Annotated in this window: 4 protein-coding genes and 1 pseudogene; 4 read left to right on the top strand and 1 reads right to left on the bottom strand. The window is 40.2% G+C overall.

Annotation, left to right across the window (positions count from 1 at the left end; all coding sequences use genetic code 11):
• Positions 1–409, top strand: a 409-nt coding sequence (locus tag LC574_RS34090; RefSeq protein ID WP_229458032.1) for a response regulator, incomplete at its 5' end; no start/stop codon positions are given.
• A 109-nt stretch (positions 410–518) separates the two neighbouring features.
• On the opposite strand, the gene LC574_RS34085 is transcribed toward LC574_RS34090, so the two are convergent.
• Complete coding sequence (locus tag LC574_RS34085) at positions 519–890, bottom strand: DUF2237 family protein (protein WP_229458030.1); 372 nt, start codon at positions 888–890, stop codon at positions 519–521.
• Positions 891–1,342: 452 nt separating this feature from the next.
• Here LC574_RS34085 and LC574_RS34080 point away from each other — a divergent pair, with 452 nt between their 5' ends.
• From LC574_RS34080 to LC574_RS34070, 3 genes and pseudogenes are all read left to right on the top strand, one after another.
• Positions 1,343–1,645 carry a type II toxin-antitoxin system HigB family toxin gene (locus tag LC574_RS34080; protein WP_229458028.1) on the top strand — a complete coding sequence of 101 codons (303 nt, stop codon included), beginning with the start codon at positions 1,343–1,345 and terminating at the stop codon, positions 1,643–1,645.
• Positions 1,626–2,042 carry a type II toxin-antitoxin system HigA family antitoxin gene (locus LC574_RS34075; RefSeq protein ID WP_229458026.1) on the top strand — a complete coding sequence of 139 codons (417 nt, stop codon included), beginning with the start codon at positions 1,626–1,628 and terminating at the stop codon, positions 2,040–2,042. The genes LC574_RS34080 and LC574_RS34075 overlap by 20 nt, the downstream gene beginning before the upstream one ends.
• A gap of 641 nt (positions 2,043–2,683) precedes the next feature.
• Positions 2,684–2,864: pseudogene (locus LC574_RS34070) on the top strand (photosystem II q(b) protein); the annotation flags it as partial.

The following is a 2,864-nucleotide window of genomic DNA, read 5'->3' as shown; positions in this document are numbered from 1 at the left end:
ATCGACCCCCCTTGCTGGATTAAGAGTTTTAGTTGTAGATGATGAAGCAGATACCCGTAACTTTCTCAGTTTTATGTTTGAGGAATATGGGGCGTTTGCCACTGCGGTAGCATCAGTTGATGAAGCGTTGGCAGTACTTGAACAAGCAAAACCAGATATCTTGATTAGCGACATCGGCATGTCAGAGCAAGATGGTTATACGCTGATTCGGAAACTGCGCTCTTTAGAACCAGAAAAAGGCGGACGTATCCCAGCGATCGCTTTAACAGCCTACACGCGAGAGGAAGACCGCCTAGAAGCCCTAAGAGCAGGGTTTCAGCAGCATTTATCTAAGCCAATAGACCCCACCAAATTGATTACTATGGTTGTCGATGTATTAAAGCTACCTGTGGAAGTTCCAGTGGGTTGATTTGGAATTGGGGAATGGGGAGTGGGGGGAGATGAGGGAGCAGGGGGAGTAGGGGAAGAATAACTATTAATTATTGACCAATGCCCAATGCTCAATGCCCAATTTCAAATCAAGACGAAGTTAAGGCATGTTTTTTCAATTCGTCTAGGGAAACCATTTCCAAAGCTCTAGCATGGGTTGCAGAGAGGATGACGGGTGGAGCAACGCCAGCATTGAGAGCTTCTTGCCAGCGAGAAGCACATAAACACCAGCGATCGCCAGGCTTCAGTCCAGGAAAATTAAAATCAGCAACAGGTGTGCTTAGATCGTTCCCGTGGGATTTGGTGAACTCCAAGAATTCTGATGTCACTTCAGCACATACGACATGCGACCCGAAATCCTGACCACCTGTGCGACAAAAACCGTCGCGGTAAAACCCAGTTATGGGAGAAGTGCAGCAGACTTCTAGGTTTCCACCGATTACGTTTTTAGCTTCTGTCATTGTTAATTGGTTGTACTTGATTTTTTGACTTCGATATAAACCTATATTGACACTTCCCTAGTGAATTAAAATCGCCATACCTTATTAATAAACGAAATGCAGGAAATTCTAGAATCAGTATTCATACATTGCTTTGAATGGTAAGCTAATCGTTATTCATTTTTCCTGGTTGATTCGCTTGTAGTAAGCGGCTCTAGCCCTGCTTTTATGCTACTTAAATGGTCATTAGCTTAAAAGTGCGATCGCCTACGGTGGGCGGGTATGCCATTGCACTTGCTAAACCTGGTAACAAGTATCTTTTACCGAAAGTCTACCGCGATTGGGGGTAAAGCGAGAAACCCTAATCGTTAAGCTCTTGACACCAACTTAGCAAATTGCTAACTTGGAAATAACCAGTTTGTACCAAGGCAAAGACACGTTTATGAGCTTTACGCTAAGAAAATTCATTTATTATGCACATCATTTCTACTACAGCACTGAAACTTTTTTATCAAAAGTATCCCGATGCTGAGTCTAGTTTACGTGGTTGGTACAAAGCTGCAAAATCAGCCAAGTGGCAGAATATACTTGAAGTTCGCCAAGCTTTTAACTCTGCCGATCCAGTAGGTGAACTTACAGTTTTTAATATTCAAGGAAACAAGTATCGCCTTATTACTTATATTGACTATCAAACAAAAAAAATATTTATTCGTAACATAATAACCCATACAGAGTACGATACCGACAAATGGAAAAATGACCCTTGGTTTAAATAAACGCCCTACCTACATTGAGCTACTGCAAGCATTCCCTCCTCGTCCTATCAAGACTGAGGAAGAGTTATTTGCTACTCAAAAAATTATCGATTCTTTAATAGACAGCGCCCCGCTAACATCAGATGAAGAAGATTATCTTAATCTTTTAGGCACTCTAGTTTACGAGTATGAACAAACGCAGCAGCCCGTGCCTGATATTTATGGAGTAGACTTACTTCAGGTTTTAATAGAAGAAAATGGGCTACTTCAAAAAGATTTAGTACCCATTTTCAAAACAGAGTCTATTGTATCGGCTATATTGAAAAAGCGGCGTAAATTAACAACCAGACACATTGAAGAACTGGCAGTATTTTTTCATATTTCACCTGCTGCTTTCTTTCCAAATAGTCTTGAATAACTCATAATTCCTTGAGTGTATAAGTGCAATCATTTAAATAATTTTATGACTTCATTAGTTTTTGAGTTAAAGAAAGATACTTGTGAATAATAATTTTTTTAGAGTTCCACAATTACTAAAGTGAAAATCAATAAAAACCCCTGGCTAACTACCAGGGGTAATGCAAGTCAGTACTTTCGCATGGAATGTATCCTACTTAAATACCATAACAACCGTCTAATTTAGAGATATGCCATTTTGCCAAACAAAAAAAGCCCCCAGTGGTAAGCCGAGGGTTAATTTTTTTGGAATAGCGGTAATCTACAAAGTTATTATTCCCAGATTAGTAAGCAATAGAATCAGAATTTCTACATATAGCAAAAGCCTTGGTGATTAGGACATCAACAGATGATAAAACTTAGACACAAAAAGACTTTTCACCCAGTCCCCAGTCCCTTGCTATATATTGTGATGTCATACAAAAGAGAGCTTAGGCGTATCCTAACCTCGGTGCTTACCTTTAAATAAGTAAAGCTAATAGGTTATATCAGCTTTACTGAAGTAATAAAACTTGATTAAATTTTGTAAAGCATTGTAAAGTAGTATCACAGGCAAAGACAAACCAGCCTGATTATAAAACAACTAACCGCACTTATAAAACCATGACAGCAACCTTACAACAGCGCTCAAGCGCCAACGTATGGGATCGATTCTGTGAATGGATCACCAGCACCAACAACCGTTTATATATCGGTTGGTTCGGCGTATTAATGATCCCCACCCTGCTAGCCGCCACCGCCTGCTTCGTAATCGCCTTCATCGCTGCACCTCCAGTAGACATCG

Origin of the sequence: Nostoc sp. CHAB 5715 (assembly GCF_020829685.1) — a bacterium.
In the GTDB taxonomy this organism is placed as follows: Bacteria; Cyanobacteriota; Cyanobacteriia; order Cyanobacteriales; family Nostocaceae; genus Nostoc.
Note: the sequence above shows the minus strand (reverse complement) of the source record. Positions and strands in the feature narration are given on the sequence as shown.